The sequence below is a fragment of the Agrobacterium rubi TR3 = NBRC 13261 genome (assembly GCF_000739935.1).
In the GTDB taxonomy this organism is placed as follows: domain Bacteria; phylum Pseudomonadota; class Alphaproteobacteria; order Rhizobiales; family Rhizobiaceae; genus Agrobacterium; species Agrobacterium rubi.
The window spans coordinates 1-20,638 of record NZ_BBJU01000039.1 but is presented as its reverse complement, the minus strand read 5'-3'; the positions used below and the strand labels follow the sequence as shown (position 1 = coordinate 20,638).

Genomic DNA, 20,638 nt, shown 5'->3' with positions numbered 1-20,638 from the left:
TTTGTCGCGTGTTAACCAAGAAAATATAAGAAAAACAGCAGTCCGATTGCCGCTAAGTCGGTCGCAGAAGGCTAGTGCTGTGTCAGAGCGTTATCGTGCTGATTTCCCGCCAATTGGACTTTCGGCACGCTTCAAAGATCCACGATGTAAGCGGGCAGGACATGCAGGCGACTAGGTATCGGAACGTTTGCGAGGAATGCCTTCTGGCGTCAGTCAAACCGCAACCCGCCGATGACGACTAGGGACTCGTCATCGGTACACCTCGCACATGAAGAGAGCGAAAAGAAAGATTCGACGATCCTCCATCGGGCACTTATTTTTCAGGCAGGAATTGATTCGAAAGGACGGCAAATTGCGACAGGTTCCGTCGAAAGCTGAGCTGAAAGCCGCAGTTGTTGACGGAGAAATCCTCGCTTTCCTGTCCAAGCAGCAGCTTGATGTCATAGAAATGGCGGGAGAAGTTCTTGCCAAGCTTCAGGACAACGGCGAAGTGGACGTTGTCGCGCACATCGACGCACAGTCGTGGAGTGAGCTCGATTTTTCATTGCGTCACAGAGCAACGGATCTGTTCAAAGGGTTCCTCGCTGCTACTGACGCGTCCGCGAGCATTATCGTGCCACTCCTTGAAAGGATGCATTCTGCCGTAGCGGGAGCGGGCGAGCACACGGTACGGCTTGGGGCGGAACAGTGGATGCGTAAGAGGCCGGAGCGGGCAAGCGACGCCGTAAGAACGATCGTAGAGGGGACAGGCGAGAGCCCGTTTCTTGGCATGTTCATCGGAGGATGGCGCGAGATCGATCCACAGGCCGCTCTGAATAAGGCATGCGATCTCTGCGACGATGGAAGATCATGGGTCACGCGCCAGGCGATCTACTCGCTTAACGGATTCGGAGAAGGCACGGCCGAAACCCAGCACCAAGCGGCGGCAATGTTGACTTTCTTGATCAAAAAGCTTGATGCAGAGAGCCAAATAATTGCGATCCGGTCCGCCCTTTATATGCTCGGCGCCTCTAACCATCGATCGGCCGATCTCGTACGCGCACTTGAGGAGGCCGTGGTGCATCCCTCCGCCGAGGTTGTGCATGAATTCGTGTTCGCCTTTTCCAGCAACAGAAACTCGCTGCCGGAGAAACTGCAAGCTCGTGTGTTCGAACTGATGAAAGGCATAGGCCGGGACGATCCCCACACGCTGAACCTAGTCGACTCGGTATTATACCGTATGGATCCGAATGCTGACCGCGATCTGTTCTACGATTTACTCACCTCGATCATAAAACAAGGGGATGATGCTCCTTCGCTCAAGATGTTCGATTCGGCGATCCATCGCATCCGTGAAAGCGGTCATCGCTCCATCGGATGGTTCGCGATCAACTGGCTCCTTGATGGCGACTTCCTTGTCTGCTCGGAAATGCACAGCCTCTTCCCGCCTTTGGACCGGTCGATCTACGACCTCGATCTAGGCCAATTCGCACTCAACGACGACGAGGTGTCCTATCTATGCCGAAAGGTCTTTGGGTACATGAGCTATATGCACGGTCCGGCGGTGTCACTCCTGAGCGCTTGCCTGGCGCGCTTGCGAGGAACCAGCCGCGCGGCGCTTGAAGAGGCGATCAATGATTTCTGGCTACGGAACTATCCTGACGATCTGACGCTGTTTGACCAGATTTTGGTGAATCACCCTTGGGAAGGACTTGATACCTCGATCGGTAGGATGCGGGAGCGTGTCAAAGATTATCAGAGCGCTCTGGAGAAGCTCCCCCGAAATCGAGCCTTGGAGCCTTCTACGAGCGAGCGCCGTGTGCAGTCTGAGATCAGGGCCGAGCAACACCGGGAAATCGCCAAAAGTAGCCGAGAGAAGTCGATCTTCGCCTCAATTCTGACGGTGAGCACGATACTCTACGGCAGAGCGTCGATTACATACACCTACGCCGGGTCTGGGGAGAAACCTGTCCGGAAGGCAGTACCATTCACTTCCCATAGTATCAAAACCGCCAATCCGCAGATGGACATTCTGCATCCAACTCGCCTCAATCATCTCCTTTGCAACTTCAGAAACGAGAGGCGCCCAAGTTGAAGCTGCTTCTTACACAGTATCTTGCGGCGTTGAGGGAGCGGGAAGAACTCGATGTCATCCTTCCCGATGTACTAAGCTCACTGGGATTCAACGTCATTTCCCGCCCCATGCGAGGTACCACGCAATACGGTGTCGATGCCGCAGCCGTCGGCACCAATCCCCGTACGGGACTGAAATCCCTTTTCCTACTTTCCATCAAGTCGGGGAATCTGACGCGCGCTCAGTGGGGAGAGGGCGTTCAGAGCCTGCGTAGCTCGCTGGAGGAGATCCTCGACGTGTACGTACCGAACCATGTCGCCCTCCAGTTTCAGGCTTTGCCGATCGTCATCGCGATGTGCTTTGGGGGAAATGTTCAGGAGAATGTTCGCGCACAGGTTACTGGCTTCACCAAGAAGCACACGGAAAAGGGAAAAATCGAGTTCGAAGAGTGGAACGGCGATCATATCGCCGAACTCGTTCTCGCCGGACTGATGAGAGAGAATTTCTTTCCTAGGAACATGCAGTCCGCCTTCCGGAAGTCGCTGGCTTTCGTGGACGAGCCCGAGATATGCGTGACACACTACTATGCGCTTCTGTTTCAGCTTTTCGAATCCTGCAAAGGCAAGCGAGGCGATCGGATACGTGTTGCCCGGCAGATGTACTTGGCAGCCTGGACCGTCTTCGTTTGGTGCCGTGACGTTGGCAATCTGGACGCCGCTTATCAAACGAGTGCCACGACCCTTCTGTGGATGTGGGACCTGAGCCGAGAGCGCCTAGGTGCCAAAGGCGAGGGGGAGGAACTCGGAGTCTTGGTTAACAACATGGTTGCGCTCTTCCGTACCGTCGCCGCCGCGTACGTTCAAATGCATGTCGTACCATACAGCAAGACCGAGAACGGCCTCGGTGTGTCGGTGAAGTCCTGGGCCAGCGTAGACGTCAATCTGAAATTATTCGAGGCGCTCGGCCGCGTTTCCATGCACGGCCTCTGGTTGGCGTATACGAGGCAGCTATTGCTAACCACGAAGCACGAAGTGCCTCGCGCAGCGATCGATCAACTAGACCTCGAGATAATGGCAACCTTGGAAGTGGTTGCAGATATGATCGACAATAACATTGCTCTCACGACACCAATCCGCGACGATCATGCTATCGAAGTCATGCTCGCGGCACTGTTCCTGCATCAGGGCGGCGCCTCCGGCTACCTTGCAGGCTGGTTGGGTGAAGTTTCGCGTTCTTCCGTCTTCAGTTATCGTACCAATGGAGATTATTCGTGCACATTGCGTGACTACCCGGATCTCGCCGCACATCCGAAACGGGCCGATGGATATCGTGAGGAAGTCACTGCCGGCAGCATTCTTTTTCCGACCCTGGCGATCTGGCTCGCCATTCTGGGCGACGTCGATGGCGTGCGCGGGCTCGGAGATTTTCATTCTAAACATATGAGCCACTCTACATGGCAGCTTTGGATGCCAGATGAATCGTCCGAGTTGCATATCTATAGAAACACTGAAATCCACGGGGCAACAGTTGCCGAGATCCGGATTGCGTCCGGCATGGAAAGTCTGCTGGAACAGATTTCTAGCGAAATTGAAGTCTCTGTCGACTTCGTAGAACTCTCGGCCATTCGATATGGCGCATGGCCCGTCATCCTTTTGTGCTCGCAGCTTTATCGATTGCCGGTGCCGTTACATTTTTGGCCAATCCAGCCAGTCGGCGAACTAGCGGACATCACTTAGGTCGACGTGCATTTCTCCCGCAATCCCGTCCGGCGAGGTGATCACGACAAGCGGTCGGCCTGGGTAAGCCCTACACCGTTATCTGTGTTTGATGAAGGCGGCCCGGGATCGCCGCTCTAGCCGCCGATCTTGATTTTCCGCACGAAGCGTTTCTCCCGTGTTCGATCGTAGATGATCATAGGCAGATCATGTTTCGGCGGTCGTGCTCCTCTTGGAGCGCGACGAATGCAGCCTTATCGTCGCGGGCTCGCTTCTCTGAGAAACTCCATCGATCCGGCTGGCAGCTCGTGTGCGGGGTGTCCGGCGAAGGGTTTAATCTGGTAGCGTCTCTAGCGCCGCCACCAGATCCTTACGGACATAGAAAGACACCGGCACCTCGCTCAGCGGAAACGCTGGTTCGAGCTGCGAAGCGTGAATGGCGGCCCTCAGCTTCGTGCGAGTGATCGCATACTCTCTCTCGGCATTGATGAACGATACGTAGGTGCTCTCGAAGGTCTCCGCATCCGCCTTGTTGATGAAGCTCGCTAAAACGTTGCTCATTGGATGTCGTTCAACATATGAGTCGAGGTGTCCCGCGTTCACCAGGCCGAGTATCGCTTCGTTTGAAGTCTTCAGCCTCGTCCTCATCTCTGCCAATGTCAGGCGGTCGCCCCTTTGAGGGACCAGCGCCGCGTGGGCCTCTTCGGGATTTATAAGGATACCCGAGAGGCCTTTTTTCGCTGGGTCAAACGCCACGTCGCACAATAGCCCTTGTCGCAGCAGGCCAATAATCTCTATCAGCTTGGCACGCGTCTTCTTCGCGGTGGCTAGAATGGTTTCATGACCCGCTCGGACAGGCTGCGTGGCGCTCTTGGCGATGTCTTCGATGAATTGTGATATCTCTTGGCGTGAGAAACGCTCGTACATCGCCACACCGTTGCCGGAAGAGGATATCGGAGCGAACATGCCGTCGCGGCGCAATGCCTTGAACGTCGGGTACCGTAGACCCAGTATGTCCGCGGCCTCCGCGGGTAGAACTGAATCCGCCAGTGAGGCGCCGATGCTCTTGGCTACTTCTAGCGGCATCGCCCCCGATTTGATCATTGCTGGATCCAGCAAACCGGCAGCTACGGCCAGCTTTCGCATGTGACCTGGCCTAATTCCATACACATCTTGAAGCTGTTTTTCCGAAAGGTATCTAGTGACACGCGGTTTCCCGAACACGTCGGCCTCGCCGCTGAGGGGCAGGGTCGCGAATGCGTAACGGTGGATTTCCTTCTTCAGAAGATCCAACTCGGGTTCGTCGCGACGGGACAGGTTCTTGTAAAAGGTGCCGTAGAGCGTGCCTCCTCCTGCGTCAGACCGAACCGCGGGGCTCGATCTGTGCATGTGGTCGAGGAATGATCGAAGCCCGGGCATCTCAGTGGAGAGGTACTCGTAGCCTTGCCGACCGGCAGCCCAGAGCATTTCATCGTTCATCTGCGTTTCCCCGGCCTTCGCACCAAAGAGCGCCGCGGTGCCGATGAGTTCACAGACCTGCCCCGCCAAGCCGAGAGGCATGTTATCCAAGAAGACACCGTCCTGCCTCACGCCATCGAGGCGGCGTACAATGAACTCCTCGAATGCAGACAAGCGGCGCTCGGAAACTGCCTCGAAGGTGGCGACTGCAAACTCGTCGTACATCGCCTCCATGCATTCGATGAAATCGTGGCAGCGAGGCGAGTGCAGAGGCACGCTGCCTAGATCGGCCAACGCACGATGATGTTTGGGACACGTCCGCAGGAAGCGAAGGGGCCAGGTGCGCCGACCGTATCGACGGGTACCGGGCATTCGTTCGGTTGCGAGATCGTCATCCCTCAGGCAGTCGGGACATATCCGTAGTCTCGTTCGTGCGTAGTCCTTCCTAGACAATGTCTCACCAGAGAGTATTGCTCTATCGCCAACGGTCACGATCCTGGCGATCAGCAACTTTTCCGTCGGGACGCCGCCAAGGCGCGAGAGATTTTCAATCGCGCTCATCTTTCCCGCGACCACTTGCAGGAAACTAAACCCCATGTCGCTGCAGAGATCGGTGGCAGTCGTCACGTTGGCCGCGGCCAGCCTAGCGCAGTAGCTCGTCAGGCTTTCGTCGTCGAACAAGGGTACGTGGTACATCGATGCCCTCTACTTTTTCGATTTTCTGGATGATGGGCCGAACTTTCCCTGACGATTTATCGGCCGCGAGATCGTCCTCCACTCATCCGATGCCATCACGTTGGTTGCGAGATCGTAGTCTCCGTTGACCAGACGTCGGTATCCTTCTTCCCAGTTGTGGGCGCTGACAACGGTTTCATCGTGTTCAAGCGCATCCTCGATTGTGTGGTAGATGGTCTTCATGACCATTCCGAAACGGAAGTGGGCTCCGAACATCAGGCGCTCGATGAAGTCGGGAATCACGTCCGGAGACATTCGCAGTCCTGCACGCTTCTCAACCAGTTCGATGACGATCCCGGCGATCATCTCTCCATCCTGATCAAGCGACAGCTCAAGGAGACCGAAATCGTCCACGCGCCGAAGCATCTGGTCCTTGGGGTCCCGCAGCACGACCTCCTTGATTTCCGGTAGGCCGACGAGGACGATCATGATGGGCCACCTCGGGTTCTGCAGCAGGTTCTTGATCGAGTCCGCCACATGGCTCGGCCCCTTCATTTTGGGTGCGTCGAGCACGTGCTGAAATTCGTCGATGATCACGACACGGGTGCCCCTTCGCCTCAAATGGTTGCCCACGTCCCTGACTATCGCGCTCTCTTTCTTCGTCCGCGAGATCGGATAGCCCATGTCGTCGAGCATCTGCTCGCCAAGGTCGGTCGTGGAAGCCTTGGAGGGGGCTTTCACATAAAGCACTGGATACAGGAAGTTGCCGTAGCCATCTGGCACTGGCTGGAACGAGATTTCGTCCTTGAGGCGCTGCTCGATCAGCGCGGACTTGCCAACTCCGGCTTCGGCGAAGAGCGTGACCGCAAAACACTCGGGATCCAGGCCCGATGCCGCCCGCTTGATCCGCTCGAACGGAACGTCCGCCAGCTTGTCGTTCCGGGTGGGAACGTAGACCGACTTGACCTTCTTCATCGTGTCCATGATCCGAAGGCCCTTGTCGTCGAGACCTCTGGCAACGGCGGTGGCGACGAGCTGGACATTGGGGTCGTCAGCGCGGCGGAAGCCCGGTTTCTGGCTCAGTGGAGGTGTCTTGCTCATTCGTCTTCGTTGCTCCAGTCCGACTTGAATGTTGGAGGTCTTCCGGCGAGGCGCCCTTTGGGCTTCTCCTCCCGGGCCGATGCTGGCGCGCCACGAATCAGGTCCGAAATCGTCGTCGGTCGGTACGATTCCTCCTTCTTCTTCGACTTCCGCGGCTTCTTGTCCTTGTCCGGTGCAGGGACCGTTCGCGGATGTGCGATGCCGTTCTCATCCCTGAGCCGCGCGAACCTTTCAGGATCGAAGTTACCTTCAGGGGCGGCCAGGATGCTGCCGCGTTCGTCTTCCGCATGAGAAGGTGGGGCGATCTCGTCGTCGTCCTCGAAGTGACTCCCGATGTCCTCGGCCGTCTCGTCCGGGAGATTTTCTATAAGCAAGGCGTCCGCATAGGTTGCGTAGTCGGGGGTGGTCCTGCCACCGGCGACGTAGCCATTGAAGAGGTCGCGCTCGAAACGCTCGTAATCTTCCTTGGTCACGACGTGGGAGGCGACGCTGTGCTTGTCCTCCGAGACCTTCGCAACCGACATCACGTCTTTGAACGCCTTGGCGATCACCTTCTCGTCCTCTATGTCATGCTGCGAGTAGGTTTCGTCCAATCTCCGCTTGATCGCGGCCCACTCTGTCGCGGAGACGCCGTCGAAGCCGGGTACCGCCGCCTTCACCCAGTAGACGCGGTCGTCGCCAATCATGCGGAAACCAAGGGTTCCGAGATCGTAGGGATTGACCCTGATCAGCACCTCGGCTTTCTCGTAGTGAGCGATGATCACCTGAAGCTGGGCGTCCCAGTAGGGCACGCCGAGGCAGACGATGCCGGACCGGCTTATGGAACGCTTCCCGGCTCTGAACCCGAAGATCATGCCTTCTAGGACGGGATCCGCCAGAACGTTGACTGGCCTGTCGCGCGTCATCTGTGCCCATGCGTCTATCGGCTTCTGGTTCCCGAGTCCGCGATGCTTGGTAAGGTGGTACGCGTCTACGATCAGGCGGACGAGGCAACTGGCCAGTTCCTCGAAATCCATGGAAGCGTTCGCCTCCGCATTATACGCTCCACGGACGATCGGGTTGGAGAAGGTCTGGCCGCTGAACAGGCGAAGCCAGCGCTTTCCCGTCTTGAAGAATCGCTCGATCCGCCCTCGCAGCCGAGGCGTGCCAGTGGGAGGCATGAGATGGCTGCCGCAGAGCGCCACCACACATTCGTGGAATTCGTCGTCGAGATAGGCGGCTCCGTGGTCGGTCGCCACCTCCTCTGGTATGCCGTGCTGAATCCATGTCGACTGGGCGCCGGCAGCCGCTGCGTATTCATCCTTGGGCATGACGGCCATGTGGAGCGTCTCCACGGCTGATCGGCCCTTGGGATCGGAGTCCAGGAGGCGCAGCGCCAAGATCGATCTCGTGCCGCAGTCGATCGCTACCGAAGCCCAGAAGCGCTGCAGCACGATCTGCTCCTGCACCTCGGGAGCGATCACGTTCCAGAGGCGCGTCCCCTTGAGCATCGCGACGATGTCCAACTTGTCCTCGTCCATCTCGATGCGCTCGAGCGGACGGAACTTCCGCTGCGCGGTCTTGGAGAGTTCGTATTTGTCGCGCGTGGCTTCCGTCCCGTCGCGTCCGAGATCGATCAGCATCCGTTTCTGTTCGGCGACGCGGCGATAGAAGGTGCGGATGCTCTCGGGGAGCTCGACGGGATCCGGACGGGCGTCGTTATCCTGCTTCATCAGTTGCCAGTGTAAAGCAATTTCCGGCTTCTTCGCAGAGGCGAGCTTGCGTGCCTCTGCATCCAAGAACTGGTTTGTCCGATCAGGCAGGCGTCTCCGGGGAGGGGAGGCTTCGCTCGGGTCGCCGCCGTACATCAGGCAGAAGGCGCTCCGACCACCTTCCTCGAAGCGGTTCAGAAGACGCATGAAGTTTCGTGGCGTGCCTGGGTGATGTGTCTCCACCTGCACCTTCTTCTGCCCGCCCCGAGGCGATGGGAGCTGCGCGTCATAGGAATCCGAATAGTCTTCGTAGAATTCGAGGATGCTGTCGTCGGACCGGACCCTGCGACCCTGCGCCTCCTCTTCCAGAAACTTCGTGAGCATCCTCGCCCGGTACATGATGTGCCTTGGGATGATGTCCGGATCGAGCTGCTTCTTCCGGCGCCTGATCGCCTCCTCTTCCGAGTAGAAGTTCCGCCGGACGACCATGGCCCGGCAGCGGATGAATTTCGACACTTCGGAGTGCTTGAGATAGTCAACAGCGCCGAGCCCGCCGATCTCGGTGAGGACGACGCCCAGGCCGTTCCTCGAGAGCCGGACACGGAAGGCTGCTCCATTCATCTCGACGCGGTCGGCCATCGTCAGCCTCGCGGTCGTAAAGCTCTCGGTCTGCGTCATCAGTTCGGCCTCCGCGCACGTACGAAGGATACGGGCGTGAACGTAAGAGACGCGTCACTAGCTACATGATCTACCAATTTATCCCCCATCAGGTTCCACAGCGCAATCATCCCGCTCCCCTGCGATCCGAATTCGTCGAGAAGCTCGAACGCGCGGACCGGCTTGTCCTTCGCACGGAGTTTTTCGAGGAGACGGACGCAGTCTGGAGAGTTCTTGAGGCGCCGAGCGGCAAGGATTTCACGTGCACGGTAAATATCGGCTTTAGTCACCGCCTTCTCCGTGAGGATTTCGATGCGGTCCGCGTGATACCTGAGCTCATGGTTACGGATGTCTTCAACGGCCGCCCTGAGCTTGCCGCGCCTGTCCTTCTCGATAGGGCGTACACAGTAAAGGGCGACCCAGCCGTTCATGAACTCAACCCGGAGATCCGCGTAGTGTTCACGCGTGACGCCACATTCGTCGGTGTACTTGACTGGCCCGTACTGGGCCTGGACCGACCTGACATTGGGCATTGCCCAGAAAACCCGGGCGCAGTCGGCTTCGAACTGACTCTCGAACACGAGGTATTCGTTTGTGCCGGGTGCACACATGACGATCCGGCAAGACGCATTGGTCTTGAGCGTGACCTTTCGGGCAGCCGGGGAAGGGGCCATCTCGTAGAAGAAGGGGAGGCCTTCGTAGGCGAGGGCATTCTCCTCACCCTTGCAAGCCTCCGACGGCGCCCGCCCTGATGCCGCCGCGGTAGCACTCGTCCGGCTGCGCAATATAGGTTTTGCGTTCGTAAGGTCGCGCCCAGGGCAGATATCCCTGGCGGGCAAAGTAGAGAGCCTCGATCTGGTTGAGAACCTGGATCATGCCGTTTCCCTTCTTCTTGACTGGTTCGTGAGACGCACGTGGGCCGCCTCTCGGCGGACCGTTTCTTTGCAGTCGATCGCGGGGGGATGGAGCCTGCCGCAATCTTCGGCTCGATGAGCCGACCAGAGGGGAAGGGGATGACTGTCACGAGCCGATCTTCACGATCGGCCAGGCAGCCTCTTGTCGAGACCGCTTACGACAGCGCGGCCCGGCTCAGGATCGCTGGCGACGGAATTACCAGCAGTCTCGAAGCGGTCGCCCCGGTCGTCATTGTCGGGCGTTCACGCAGGCAGTCAGGGAGGGCAGACGGGGGACACGGAAGAACATGAGATTCTCGTACTCAGCGATTTTCAGAAAACCGGGATCATCAGGATCACCGGAGACGCACCGATAGCCTCAGGCTGATTGTCGGCCCTTTAGGCCCAGCAATGTCGGTTCGACTGATCGCATGTCGCGCGGTCCTTGTTCGTGGGAAGACAAGATGTCGCTTCTACCGACGCCAGATATTCATATCGAGACCTGACAGTCAATAATATAAACTGTCTTGAAGCCTGGTATCGAGGCAGTCGAACAAGAATTTCTGCCGGGAACGCAAAATTTAAGCTTAACGAAATGTTAATGAACCGAAAAAACCAACTGAAAACTTTGTCGCTGCTTAGAGTCTGCCGCGTTCCAGACTGCGGATCCGAAAAGCGGCCACGTCAGCGGCAGGCAATGGCGGCTGTCTGAAGCTCGTCTTTAAAGAGCACGTTCTCGGTGTGCCTTGACCCGGACCGCAGTTCCGCTTGATTTCCGCCGGGCACGCGCCAAATGTCTCTGACAGGATCGTAGAGACCCGGCAGTGGGAAGAAGTGGTGGATCCTTAGGAAGTCATTCGTATCTAGGCTCACTATCGGGATCCCGTGCACGATACTGACGGCCGCAATCGCAGGGTCGCAGCCGAACCTCAGTCTCTTCGACGGACCACTATTGCGCCAGTAGCTATAGAATGCTGGAACGGCTGCCATTCTCGCGATCAGCCGATATACATCAACCGTCATCGGGGGAAAGTAGATGTCTTTTTTGACCAGTTCCGAGAGCCAGTCGAGATAGAGCCTGCCTCGGGCACTGTCCTTCATCATGAGGCTTTGCGCCCCACGTTCCAGTTCGAACACGGCGATCAACGGGATCGCGATCGCTTCATCAGGAAGAGAGCGAAGAAATTCGGTCACTTTCTCGATCGGCTCACGTCTTCGTGCCTCGCTCAGAACACTGGTATCGAGCAGCAAGTATTTCGATTGCATGCTGTGGCCCCCTGGCGAAACGATCATTTCGGTCCGCAATCGTTCCGGAACATCCTTATCAAAAGATTACCGTTGCCGTGGATTTCGGAAATCGGGTAAGGATTGGAGACCATGAATCATGGTTGCGAGGTTCGATGACACGTTTAAACAGATGGACCCGGGAAGAAGCCGAATCCCTGATCGGCGAGCTTCTTGAAGCTGCGAAGTCTCAGGGCACGCAGTTGGTGAAGGACGTGGATGGTACCTTCACGATCTCATTCCAGGCGGGCGGTTCGGGAGGAGCTGGGAAGTTTCTCGCACGGGGCGGACCTGACGCGCGGTAGGCGGGAAGGTTGCCTCAAGTCTACGAAATGTGACCGGTATGAAGATACCGGTTGACGCCGCGAATTTCGTTCTCTAAATGTTCCGGCATGAAACTTGATCACCGACAACCTCAACGAAGCTGATTGAACCGCCGCATCCGCGGCAGTCATCGCTCGTTTATGGATTCAGTCATGTGTATCGAGAACTCCTCCAGCCGCGGCAGCAGCGTGCCGTCGGCGACAAACGTTTCATTTCCCCCGAGAGCGACGATCAACTGCATCGGGCCAGCGTTCTTCAGATCAAGAGGGGCCAGGGATCTGGCATGCCTTCTCGACCTCGATCTCGAGGTCGAAGCCTGGGAATGCGTTCCCCTTGAATTGTGCTCGGGAGATCTAAGGCACACGCCCGACTTCCGCATCTACAATACTTCCGGCCTTTCATGTCTGCTCGATGCGAGTGACGGTGCCGAATCCTGGGTTGCGGAAGCGGCCCAAACGGCTGGGTGCGCCTATGAATTCGTCACCCGCGAGCGGCGCGAGCAGGGATGGCGGCTTCGCAACGCCCGCGATCTGCTCAGGTATGGGAATTACAGATGCCCGCTCGGCGACCGGATAAGGATCATGGCCACGCTCGACGAGATCGGATCCTTCACCATCGCCGACGGACTGGCGCTCTTCAGGGAGGTCACTCCGATAGCTGGCCTTGCCTCTCTTGTTCTGCAGCGAATGGTTTTCGTTGATCTCGACGAGGCGCTGATCGGCCCCGAGACGGTCGTCCGTCGTATCGGGCTTTGAGGAGACGACCATGGACAGAAGACAGTTTTCGGAACGTGAAGCGACGCTCGAAGTCAGGGCATGCGCGTACGCGGTCAAGGCGGCCCTTAGGAAGGGCGGGGTATTCCTGCGCAGGGATGCGACCGTAGGCCTCGTTCTTCCAAGAGATGCTAGAGCCCAGCCATACAAGGACGCTGTCCGGTCAGTTCTCAAGACAAGCAATCTCGCGGCCATCTATACAGCCATACTCATCGAGGAAGATCGGAAGGCCGAGCACTTCTGGGCGCGTGCGGCCGAGACGCTCGAGGGGAAGGCCGCGGTCGTGCTGCTGATCCCCGAGGATGCGATTGTTCCGCCGCACATCGAGATCGCGATGGATCGCATCGTTCACGTTGGGGAGATTCGTCCCGCACATCTGGCCGCCGCCCTCTGGTCGACCCAGGCCACGCGCATATCCAATGAAGAAGCAGCAGCCCTTCTTGATCATCCGCCTGACCTGTTGTTCGCGGCCCTCAGGAAAGGACGCTCCGTCGCGACCGTGCTTAGACGACTCGAGACACTACGCAATGACAAACCAAAGCGCGAGGTAAGCGAGCTCGGCGTCGAGGATCTGCCGGGGTTCGGCGACGCGAAGGAATGGGCGCTCAATCTAGCTATCGATCTGCGTGACTGGAGGGCAGGCAGCATTCGGTGGTCCGATGTGGACAGAGGCCTTCTCATAAGCGGGCCGCCGGGGACCGGGAAGACGATGTTCGCGGCGGCGGTAGCCCAGACGTGCGGCGCTCGTTTCATCGAGACCTCCGCCGCCCAGTGGCAGGCAGCCGGGCATCTGGGAAACTACCTCAAGGCCATGCACAAGACGTTCCGCGAGGCATCGGAAAACGCGCCCACGATACTCTTCATCGACGAGTTCGACGCAGTCGGCGACAGATCGCAGTTCTCCGGCGACAACGCGAGTTACGGGGTGCAGGTGGTGAACGGCCTTCTGGAGGTGCTCGATGGCTCGAGCGGCCGCGAGGGCGTCGTCGTCATAGCAGCCACGAACAATCCCGACAGAATAGACGCCGCGCTACGGAGACCCGGGCGACTGGACCGGCATGTAGCGGTCGGTCTTCCGGACTATCACGACCGAAAGAGCATAATCTCGCTCCATCTGGGGGCCGACCTTCCTGATGAGGCAATCGCTGCGGCTGCGAAGGCGACCACTGGATATTCCGGTGCCGATCTCGCGCTGCTTGCAAGGGATGCCCGCACGATGGCCCGTCGTGGCGGCAGGAAGGTCGAAGCGCAGGACCTCCTTGCGGTGTCACCACCCGTCGTCGGGATCGATCCGGAGGCGAGATGGGCGGCGGCGATCCACGAAGCCGGGCATATCATCGTCGGACTGGAATATAAATACGGGACAGTCGTATCGATAGTTCTCCCGCGCGAATTTCCAGTCCGTGGGGACAGTCTCGGGCACGTGCAGTGGCGCAGAATTCCGGAACGTCTTCGATCGGAAGCCTCATACCGAGATGAGATCGCGATGCTCATGGCGGGCAGGGCGGCAGAGACGGTCTGCCTGGCGAAGACCTACAACCTTGCGGGGGGAGGCAGAGGCTCGGATCTCGACCGCGCTACGGATCTCGCGACCTTCATGATCGGGTGCCTGGGAATGGGGACGCTTGCCTATCATGACGCGGTGAGGCCGAGCGACCTGGTCGAGCTGAGGATGTCGGATCCAGAGATCAGGCGCTTGGTGGAGACCGTCCTCCGCAGCGAGTTGAAGCGATCAATCTCCATAATCGAGCGCAACCGCAGCCGCTTGGAGATGGTGGCGCGCGCCATGCTCCCGGTCGAAGTGCTCGAGGGAAATGAGATCAACAGGATTCTCGCTGAGGAGCGTCCTGCATCCGCGTGACACCGGCGCTCAGGTACACGCTGTGGAGATGTCGACCCGGGCTCCGGACCCGACAGCGAGAACCCCTCCGAATCTGGAGAACTATCAGCGAATGGAGAGAATATCATGAAGCTACAGTACGCATCAGCGGATGCCCTAGCGCGTCTGGTCGAGGATATACGAAGTGCTGAGGAGGGATTCTTGCCAGTGCAGGAAATTGAAAAGGCGCCAGTACTTTTCGGTCACCGGATACTGCCGATGTCAGTCGGAATGCTGAGCGGCATCGTGGACGGACATCCGAAGCTTCGTTCCGGGCGTGAGATCACGACTAGCCAGGTATATTTCATAGATACTGAGCTGGGCGTGGCAAGAACGATGAGCAGGTGGTATCGGCTGGATATTCCGGCGGTCCAGCGTTTCAACTAGAATGGTTGATACTTGAACACCGGGATCGTCGCGTTCTTCATGATGGATTCGATGACCCGGTCCCCTTGGAGGTCCGCCCATTCCTTTTCCTTATGAAGGTTGAGATCGATCTCTCTTCCGAGCGCTTTGTGCAGGCGTTCGAGAGGCTCGCCGAGTTCGAATAGATCGACTTCTCCGATCACCATGAGATCTATGTCGCTGTCGGCCCGCTCGGACCCGCGAGCTATCGAGCCGAACACGAAGGCCAGGCTAATGCGGTCCCTGAACGGAGCGAGTTCCTCGGCGATCAGCTTCGCGATACCGAAAGTCTTGACGCATATCGAGCGCAGTTCCTGGAAGACGGGATGATCTCGGTTCGCTGAATACAGGCGCTGGTTGCCTCGAGCATGCTTCACGACTACGCCGGAGGCTTCGAATTGATCGAGTATCCGCCTTCCGGCCCCATTGCCGGAACCTCCTATGGCAATCAGCTCGTTCGAACCGTAATGCACATCCGGATGGAGCAGAACTGCGCTCAGCATCCTTTGCTGTCGCGTCGAAAGCATGAAATCAATGGTCGACAAATCACACCCAATACTGGTTCAATTGAGCCAATATTGGGTGTGATGATGGAGCCGTCAACGGCCAAAGGCCTTACGGTTCTGATATTGTGGTTGCAGGCCTGACGACCTTCGTCAGGCCTTTTCCAGTTCACCGCATGATTTAGCAAGGAGTTTGTCGTTTGGCGCCAAGGAAGGGGCCTGTATCTCCGACCGCACCTTCTCGGGCCACAGCACTGCCTGCCAGTCCCAGGACACTCCCGTCAACGCCGATGCGAAGGCGAGCCCGAGCGCAGATGCCATCCTTGGGGGCACGGCGTTTCCGATCTGCCGTGCGGAAGCCTGCCGTCCCCCCGCGAAGATCCAACCATCGGGAAAGTCCTGCAGCCGCGCTCGCATAGGAAGCGTGAGGGACGGCAGAAAGCCTTCTACGGACGCCTCCGCAGCGGTGGGAGCGGATGTCGGCAGTCCTGTCGAGTCTAACCCGGCTGCGCGCTGCATGGCCGCGTCGTTCCGTCTCCGTTTGCCGCGGCTCGTCACGATCGTCGATGCCTGGGCGCCGATGGCGATGACCGACCCCGTTCGGTCGACCACTGGATACTCCCTTCGCTCGCGGGCCCATTCCCGCGCATCCCATCCGTTTACCGACATCAAGTCCAGCAGCGTGTCGCCAATGTTCGCACGGTGATCGGGGAAGCGCGGTGGCATTCGGAATGTCGTCGCGACATCGTTGCGCATTCCGGTGATCAGCACACGGCTTCTGCTCTGCGCGATCCCATAGTCAGATGCGCAAATCCGATGGATATCAGTCTGATATCCTATTTTCTTAAAGCGTCGAAGGATGGCGGCGACGTGGTCTGCGTGCTTCGCATGCAGCAACCCTAGAACATTCTCGAAGATGAATGCCTTTGGTCTGATTTCGGAGACGACGCGGACGCAGTCAGGGAACATGTCGCGCGGATCGTCCTTACCGAGAGCATTGCCCTCGATCGAGTACGGCTGACATGGAGGGCCCCCACTGACAAGGTCGATGTCGAGCTGACGGTAAATGGTGAAATCGAGGGAGCGGATGTCGTCCTTGATGACGTTCCAGTGTGGTCGGTTCAGCCTGAGAGTCGCCGCCGCATGCGTGTCGAACTCCACGAGGGCGACATGGTCATAGCCAGCGTTTTCAAGGCCGACGGCCATACCGCCCGCTCCGGCAAACAGTTCGACGACCGTAGGGCGATGGTGTCCCGCAGGGAGCTCGCGCAGGCTGGAGAGTTCCTTAGGATACTCTGACGGAGCGCGACCTGTGAGGGCGTACAGAGAAAGCAGCCACGGATGTCGCTGACTAGGATCCCATGCACCTACTCCGGGGGCCGTCGGCAAAGTCCCATCAGCGAGATGCACCAATGCAAGATGCGCGCAGGATACTTCGTAAGTCGGCGAACGTGGTCTGATGACCTCGAGGGCGGGATGATCGTCGCCAAACAGGAACTCGAACCTCTCTCTCAGATCCTCCGCCACTGACCTGACCTCTTCGGAGCAGATACGAGCGGCATCCTTCTCGTCTATGATTTCGGAGACGAAGTCGTACAGGCTGGACTTGAACCGCTCGGCATCCCTGTCACTCAATCTGCGCGCGGCTGACCGTGCGAGCTTGCCCTGACGTTCCGCCATGATCTGGCCCGGTGTCAGCTTCGCCTCCCGGAGGCGCTTGCTGACCGCGGTGATCTCCTTGCCATCGATTCTGGCACCGATCTCCATACGCTCGAGGATCTCCTCACGTGCCTCGGGCGCGGCTGCGACAAGGGCCTTGACGATCGGGAATGAGACGCGGGCTTTTCTGAGTAGCTCGTCGGATCCTTTCAGGGTCTTCGCGAATTTCACGTAAGTTGTGAGTTCGGAAGAAGGCAGATTGCATCGAACCCTGAGAAACTCGCGAGCCTGGCGATCGCTGACGACCTCCTGCAGCTTTCCTATCTCAGCCGCCATCTGAAGGACTCGATCCGTCATCTGCGCCTGCAGCGTGACAATCCTCGTCATCGCCGCCGACAATGCTTCCGCCTGCAAGTTCATGCGCCCCTCGAATGTTTCGTTCCAGCACATGCCCCGTATCGCACATCCTCTAAGGGCCCGGAAAAACATTGATTCAAATGCGATCGATCTGTGAATTCATTGCGATGCATCGGATTCTTAACCCGGCGGCAATCAGTCTGCCCCATACGAAGGCGGTACCGACATCATGGCAGGATCAATTGGCAAATTCATCAGTACCGCTCGAAGGTGTCGTCATCATCGTCGTTGATACGTCGGAGAACGCAAAGTGATTGCAGAGGCCTCTGGCGGAGAAGGGCGCTGTAGTCTTCGTCGCGCACTACGAGCAGGAGTTCAGCATCGCGCTGGGAGGCGTCACGCCGCATTTCGCCGTCATAGAGCCCACGGAGGCCGGAGGAACCGGGCCACAGTCGGCGCGTGGATGTTCTTCGGGCACGAGACATACAGGGCGGTCGTCTGATCGTCGAACGTCCATGCGCCGGAGGGCTTCGCGGCAAATTGGCTCATCAGCAAGAAGAAGCCCGCAAGCGCCGTGGTCGATACCATCGTTGCCGAAGTCAGGAAGTCGAACCCTCTGCGCAAGGGCGGCATTGATCTCAAGCCCTATCCCTGAATTTCCGCAGGCTGTGAAGCGACCACTGCTTTCCGGATACTTTGTTGACGGGCTCATCATCCATGGCCTCGCGCGTCGGGATCGCCGCGATTGCTCCCACGACGCTTGAGCTTCTCGCGGGCAACTCGGTGGCAGATCACGATGCGAGAACCCTGGCGGGGCTTGAAGCCGAAGGCCTCGATTGTCTCGCCAAATGTCCGCCGCCTCGTGGTGAGGAGACGGGCAACGAGTAATCTGAGTGAGATTGCGATGCTACACCTTTTATTCGAGCCATCGTCGCGCAGATGTACGAAATTCGCTGAGCTCTTACATAATAGACGTCCGGCCTCGATGCTCAAGGGGCCTCCTGAGGCCGCTTGGGCGCATCGCATTTCAAAGGACGCGTCATCGTGCTCTCGACACGAGGTCACTTGACGATTATCGGAGTGGCTTGAATGCGGGAGGGTGGCGCTGGTGTCCGATGCTGTTAGGAAGTGGATGGTTGGGCGGCGGGAGGACAGGTTTCCGAACACTGTTGCGATGGCCCACTTCTCGCCGCAGGCGCAGATGGTAACCTTGGATATTTACGAGAAGGATGACCTGCCGAAAGCCCTGATGGCCGGGGATCATGCGAAAGTCGTGGAAATCATGGCCACCATCAGTCACGAGATGGCGCACTGGGCCGACCTCGTGGGGACGATCTGGGGCCGCTCGTATCTGAAGCGCATATATCAGGGGTTCAGGCTCCTGCCGACCACGGCCAATTCCGAAAAAGAAAGCGACTTCGCTTCATTCGTCGAACTGCATGACGAAACCCGTCGCCTGACCTTTCCGAGATACTATCAGACAGTGGCCGAACCCCACGCTGCGCACAGTGTCGCAAATCCGTGGCAGATATCATTTTCAGCAGGTCAGGAACTCGACCCATATGGCCGGATGGACCCGACAAGGCCCATCCTGTTCGTCTGTTTCCACGACAACAAGAGCGGGGATCGCCTGATCCGACAGCCTATGACCGTGGGTGCTCTCCTCGAAACGATCGCGGTTGCGTCCGAATACGACGCGATACGAGCGATCCTTTTAGAAAAGGTGCCGGAGGATGAGCGGACAGAGGTAGGCAGTAAAATCTATGCCGGGCTCCGATCCAGACTATATGAACCCGCGCTTACGCTTTACTCGGGACCCGTCCATCTCCTGGCTCACTTTGCCCGGATCAGTGACGCGGCGTTGGCCTACGACCTTGCGGCCACCATATCGCATCTCTGCCTCAACCTGGTCCACGGCCATTTCAAAGACATCTTGCTCCCTGAGAGGATGACGCGTTGGTCAGCTCTCTTTCCATCCTTCAAGGATCGGGAGAACCGTGCATTTGCATTTGCGGTCATCTGTTCGAATCTCGAACAATGGCGCGACGGGAATGACAGGGAGACATGGATCGATGCCGCCCTGAAGCGAAGCGGGCTTCCCGGGCGACAGCCAATTCTTGAGCGGGCGATCGAGGTAATCGCAATGCAGAAGCCCGGCGGCTGGGAAACCCCAATCGATGACGCTGAAAAATACATGCTCGAACTCGGCCTTGGTGTCGCGATGGGCAGAAAGAGGAATTCAACATTTGGTCCAATTCAGGCGAAGTCCTATCTTGGGGTGATTCCGCCAATGTTCGATGCGCACGGAGCGATCTACTCTTTGCCCGATAGCTCCTTTGACTTCGCGCGGTTCGACCCTGAAACGATGATCAGACTGGATGATAGCCTCTACGATTACACACAGAATCTTCTGACGGGCTGCCGCTGACATACATGGCGACCAAGCGCATTCGCAGCGTTCATAAAGTCGCTATCTGACATATTCGATCGGCCCCAGGCCAAACGGTACGGTTTCCGTAACGCGGTATCCACCGTCAAATTCCTCAATGGCTTTCCATGCCCTCAGCGAGTTCACGAGGTGGGCAATCTCGTTGCCGTTCTGCCCCTTCACATAACCATAGGCCTCCACCAGGATCTTACCGGCAGCGGCAAGGTCGTCCTGTGTCACAGTTCCTTTCACGGCCTGTACTTGGTTCATGTAGTGGAGGAGCGCTGCTTCGCCGTACCCGATGGGTTGTGCGAATACCCGCAGCCATGACAGCGCAATAGCAAGCAGGAAGCTGGGAAAGGTCACGGGAGGTGCCGCGACGAGGGCTGGAAGGACGCTCCCTCCTGCGATGCTCAACAGAACGGGTGGAATGGACTGGAATGGATCGCGCGCGAGGTTCGATAGTTTGAGAGAGTAGGCAAGCTGTCGGCGCTTGCGCACCAATATCATGCCAAGCACGCCGTCGCGTCTCGGCTTTACGACTTCGTCAGGAAGGTGCTTCCATTCGCTGGAGGCGTTCTCCGATAATTCCTTGTTCGCCTCCAAGATCTGGGAATCGGTCAATTCCACCAGTCGGCACGAAGCTGGCAGGAGAGCAATCACCTCCCTGATCCTCGCAATTTCATCTGGCGCTGGAGAATATGTGTCCTGCATCTTGCTCTGACTATCTGCCCGATATCCGGGCGCTGGAACCAATGGTTCGGCACAGCTATCACAACGGCG

General features: G+C 58.0%; 17 protein-coding genes. 8 read left to right on the top strand and 9 right to left on the bottom strand.

The window, feature by feature from the left end; genetic code table 11:
* Nucleotides 1-268: 268 nt before the first annotated feature.
* Together RRU01S_RS24460 and RRU01S_RS24455 are read left to right on the top strand one after the other, a co-directional pair.
* Nucleotides 269-2,074 carry a hypothetical protein gene (locus tag RRU01S_RS24460; protein WP_045232848.1) on the top strand — a complete coding sequence of 602 codons (1,806 nt, stop codon included), beginning with the start codon at nucleotides 269-271 and terminating at the stop codon, nucleotides 2,072-2,074.
* On the top strand, nucleotides 2,071-3,789 hold the full coding sequence (locus RRU01S_RS24455; RefSeq protein ID WP_045232847.1) for a hypothetical protein: 1,719 nt from the start codon (nucleotides 2,071-2,073) through the stop codon (nucleotides 3,787-3,789). Before RRU01S_RS24460 ends, RRU01S_RS24455 begins: the two co-directional genes overlap by 4 nt.
* A 312-nt stretch (nucleotides 3,790-4,101) precedes the next feature.
* Here RRU01S_RS24455 and RRU01S_RS24450 read toward each other — a convergent pair whose 3' ends face one another.
* From RRU01S_RS24450 to RRU01S_RS25140, 6 genes are all read right to left on the bottom strand, one after another.
* Nucleotides 4,102-5,922, bottom strand: a complete 1,821-nt coding sequence (locus tag RRU01S_RS24450) for a TniQ family protein (protein WP_045232846.1) — start codon at nucleotides 5,920-5,922, stop codon at nucleotides 4,102-4,104.
* 9 nt (nucleotides 5,923-5,931) lie between these two features.
* Complete coding sequence (locus tag RRU01S_RS24445) at nucleotides 5,932-7,002, bottom strand: TniB family NTP-binding protein (RefSeq protein WP_045232845.1); 1,071 nt, start codon at nucleotides 7,000-7,002, stop codon at nucleotides 5,932-5,934.
* Nucleotides 6,999-9,371, bottom strand: coding sequence for a TnsB C-terminal domain-containing protein (locus tag RRU01S_RS24440; protein WP_045232844.1), 2,373 nt, complete (start codon nucleotides 9,369-9,371; stop codon nucleotides 6,999-7,001). The genes RRU01S_RS24445 and RRU01S_RS24440 overlap by 4 nt, the downstream gene beginning before the upstream one ends.
* Complete coding sequence (locus RRU01S_RS24435; protein ID WP_131367851.1) at nucleotides 9,371-9,931, bottom strand: hypothetical protein; 561 nt, start codon at nucleotides 9,929-9,931, stop codon at nucleotides 9,371-9,373. Before RRU01S_RS24435 ends, RRU01S_RS24440 begins: the two co-directional genes overlap by 1 nt.
* Before the next feature lie 136 nt (nucleotides 9,932-10,067).
* Complete coding sequence (locus RRU01S_RS26300) at nucleotides 10,068-10,226, bottom strand: hypothetical protein (protein ID WP_165572276.1); 159 nt, start codon at nucleotides 10,224-10,226, stop codon at nucleotides 10,068-10,070.
* A gap of 701 nt (nucleotides 10,227-10,927) precedes the next feature.
* Complete coding sequence (locus tag RRU01S_RS25140; RefSeq protein WP_131367850.1) at nucleotides 10,928-11,509, bottom strand: type II toxin-antitoxin system VapC family toxin; 582 nt, start codon at nucleotides 11,507-11,509, stop codon at nucleotides 10,928-10,930.
* Nucleotides 11,510-11,643: 134 nt separating this feature from the next.
* On the opposite strand from RRU01S_RS25140, the gene RRU01S_RS24425 reads away from it, so the two are divergent.
* From RRU01S_RS24425 to RRU01S_RS24410, 4 genes are all read left to right on the top strand, one after another.
* Nucleotides 11,644-11,832: a hypothetical protein gene (locus tag RRU01S_RS24425; protein ID WP_045232842.1), complete on the top strand. Its 189-nt coding sequence runs from the start codon at nucleotides 11,644-11,646 to the stop codon at nucleotides 11,830-11,832.
* Nucleotides 11,833-12,003: 171 nt separating this feature from the next.
* On the top strand, nucleotides 12,004-12,606 hold the full coding sequence (locus RRU01S_RS25670; protein ID WP_081880201.1) for a hypothetical protein: 603 nt from the start codon (nucleotides 12,004-12,006) through the stop codon (nucleotides 12,604-12,606).
* Nucleotides 12,607-12,616: 10 nt separating this feature from the next.
* The gene (locus RRU01S_RS24415) at nucleotides 12,617-14,485 is read left to right on the top strand and encodes an AAA family ATPase (RefSeq protein ID WP_045232840.1); all 1,869 of its coding nucleotides are present in this window, start codon (nucleotides 12,617-12,619) and stop codon (nucleotides 14,483-14,485) included.
* Between the two features lie 105 nt (nucleotides 14,486-14,590).
* A complete protein-coding gene (locus RRU01S_RS24410) occupies nucleotides 14,591-14,890 on the top strand; it encodes a DUF6634 family protein (RefSeq protein WP_045232839.1) in 300 nt (99 codons plus the stop codon).
* On the opposite strand, the gene RRU01S_RS24405 is transcribed toward RRU01S_RS24410, so the two are convergent.
* Together RRU01S_RS24405 and RRU01S_RS24400 are read right to left on the bottom strand one after the other, a co-directional pair.
* Complete coding sequence (locus RRU01S_RS24405) at nucleotides 14,887-15,453, bottom strand: nucleotidyltransferase domain-containing protein (RefSeq protein WP_045232838.1); 567 nt, start codon at nucleotides 15,451-15,453, stop codon at nucleotides 14,887-14,889. The two genes, RRU01S_RS24410 and RRU01S_RS24405, sit on opposite strands and share 4 nt — an antisense overlap.
* Nucleotides 15,454-15,564: 111 nt before the next feature.
* Nucleotides 15,565-17,490 carry a DNA cytosine methyltransferase gene (locus RRU01S_RS24400; protein WP_045232849.1) on the bottom strand — a complete coding sequence of 642 codons (1,926 nt, stop codon included), beginning with the start codon at nucleotides 17,488-17,490 and terminating at the stop codon, nucleotides 15,565-15,567.
* A 636-nt stretch (nucleotides 17,491-18,126) separates the two neighbouring features.
* Between RRU01S_RS24400 and RRU01S_RS26110 the strand changes: the two genes are divergently transcribed.
* Both RRU01S_RS26110 and RRU01S_RS24390 read left to right on the top strand, forming a co-directional pair.
* Nucleotides 18,127-18,315: a hypothetical protein gene (locus RRU01S_RS26110; RefSeq protein ID WP_131367848.1), complete on the top strand. Its 189-nt coding sequence runs from the start codon at nucleotides 18,127-18,129 to the stop codon at nucleotides 18,313-18,315.
* A gap of 220 nt (nucleotides 18,316-18,535) precedes the next feature.
* Nucleotides 18,536-19,855, top strand: coding sequence for a hypothetical protein (locus tag RRU01S_RS24390; RefSeq protein WP_131367846.1), 1,320 nt, complete (start codon nucleotides 18,536-18,538; stop codon nucleotides 19,853-19,855).
* A 42-nt stretch (nucleotides 19,856-19,897) separates the two neighbouring features.
* Here the strand turns inward: RRU01S_RS24390 and RRU01S_RS24385 are convergent.
* A partial coding sequence (locus RRU01S_RS24385) for a hypothetical protein (protein WP_210165239.1) occupies nucleotides 19,898-20,638 on the bottom strand: 741 nt, incomplete at its 5' end.

Bases quoted from the DNA above. Each gene is read 5' to 3' on its own strand.
- RRU01S_RS24415 (WP_045232840.1), top strand. From the start codon at position 12,617: ATGGACAGAAGACAGTTTTCGGAACGTGAAGCGACGCTCGAAGTCAGG.
- RRU01S_RS24410 (WP_045232839.1), top strand. From the start codon at position 14,591: ATGAAGCTACAGTACGCATCAGCGGATGCCCTAGCGCGTCTGGTCGAG.
- RRU01S_RS25140 (WP_131367850.1), bottom strand. From the start codon at position 11,509: ATGCAATCGAAATACTTGCTGCTCGATACCAGTGTTCTGAGCGAGGCA.
- RRU01S_RS24445 (WP_045232845.1), bottom strand. From the start codon at position 7,002: ATGAGCAAGACACCTCCACTGAGCCAGAAACCGGGCTTCCGCCGCGCT.
- RRU01S_RS25670 (WP_081880201.1), top strand. From the start codon at position 12,004: ATGTGTATCGAGAACTCCTCCAGCCGCGGCAGCAGCGTGCCGTCGGCG.
- RRU01S_RS24460 (WP_045232848.1), top strand. From the start codon at position 269: ATGAAGAGAGCGAAAAGAAAGATTCGACGATCCTCCATCGGGCACTTA.
- RRU01S_RS24440 (WP_045232844.1), bottom strand. From the start codon at position 9,371: ATGACGCAGACCGAGAGCTTTACGACCGCGAGGCTGACGATGGCCGAC.
- RRU01S_RS24400 (WP_045232849.1), bottom strand. From the start codon at position 17,490: ATGAACTTGCAGGCGGAAGCATTGTCGGCGGCGATGACGAGGATTGTC.
- RRU01S_RS24450 (WP_045232846.1), bottom strand. From the start codon at position 5,922: ATGTACCACGTACCCTTGTTCGACGACGAAAGCCTGACGAGCTACTGC.
- RRU01S_RS26300 (WP_165572276.1), bottom strand. From the start codon at position 10,226: ATGATCCAGGTTCTCAACCAGATCGAGGCTCTCTACTTTGCCCGCCAG.
- RRU01S_RS24425 (WP_045232842.1), top strand. From the start codon at position 11,644: ATGACACGTTTAAACAGATGGACCCGGGAAGAAGCCGAATCCCTGATC.